This window comes from Mesohalobacter halotolerans (genome assembly GCF_006120725.1).
Lineage (GTDB): Bacteria > Bacteroidota > Bacteroidia > Flavobacteriales > Flavobacteriaceae > Psychroflexus > Psychroflexus halotolerans.
Window position 1 is genome coordinate 1 of record NZ_SWMU01000010.1, and the last position, 1,006, is coordinate 1,006.

General features: G+C 33.3%; 2 protein-coding genes. Both read right to left on the reverse strand.

Annotation, left to right across the window (positions count from 1 at the left end):
- On the reverse strand, nucleotides 1-485 hold a 485-nt coding region (locus FCN74_RS11970; protein WP_138932845.1), incomplete at its 3' end, for a T9SS type A sorting domain-containing protein.
- Nucleotides 486-708: 223 nt separating this feature from the next.
- Nucleotides 709-858, reverse strand: a complete 150-nt coding sequence (locus FCN74_RS12115) for a hypothetical protein (protein ID WP_171047170.1) — start codon at nucleotides 856-858, stop codon at nucleotides 709-711.
- Between the last annotated feature and the right edge of the window lie 148 nt (nucleotides 859-1,006).

Below are 1,006 nucleotides of genomic sequence, written 5' to 3' on the forward strand. Positions count from 1 at the left end.
TTTTTGATGATTTTAAAGGATTGTAGGTTTTGTTTGTTTTTGTTGCGTATGTAAAGAATATAAGTTGCAGACGGCAAACCCGAAGTGCTGATTTGTGTTTGTTTTGCCTTGATCTTTCCATCTTTTATTAGTTTGCCTTGCAGATCAAAAAGGAAATAGGACAATTTTTCCTGATTGTAATCGCTTATCTGCAAGTTTAAATGATTGACAGTAGGATTAGGAAATACTGAAAGGGAGATGTTGCGTATAGGTTCTTTAACCTTTAAGGTAAATATTTCGTAGGCTTGTTGTACGCCTTGGCTAACAGTGCCGGAGGCATCTGCATTTATAGTATAAACTACTTGTCCTAGGCTATAAGCAAGGGTCCCTCCACTACCTGTGGCATCTCCGCCTGAACTATTTACAGAATTTTGCGCTTGAACGGAGTACCCTAATAAAAGTGTTGTTACTAAGACAAGTATAGATTTTGTTTTATTATTTGACATATTGTTATCTTAGTGATATACTTAATAAAATTAAACTCAGGTTATTTTAAATGTTATATTTTTAATTTGATTCTAAGATTTATAAATTTATGGAATAAACTTTAAAAAAAAACATTTTTTTAAATTTAATGAAAGCGACTTGTATTGTAGTATTTATTCTTCAAAAGGAAACAGACTCAACGTATAATTTACCTTCACAGCTTACTCAGTAGTTCAAAGCACTTCAATCAAACTTATCACTTATCTTAAACGCTCTAACTTTTTTCACAAATAGCATAGCATCTTCATTGTAGCACTTATAAAATAAGCCTTCTGTGTAGAGTGTAAATAGAGTGCTGTTTGCACTTTGGGTTACTTTTTCTGTTATTTTCATATCGCTATTTTGAAAAAAAACGACCGCCCTAAAGCATTTGCACAGGGTAAACTACGCGGTAATAAAATCCTGCCATCCGCTGAAAAAGCGGAATGGCAGGATAAAGTGTCACACTTCGGCTATCGCTCAGTGTAAAAATCAATCAAAT

Excerpts from the sequence above, each read along its gene's own strand:
- FCN74_RS12115 (WP_171047170.1), bottom strand. The coding sequence starts at position 858 with ATGAAAATAACAGAAAAAGTAACCCAAAGTGCAAACAGCACTCTATTT.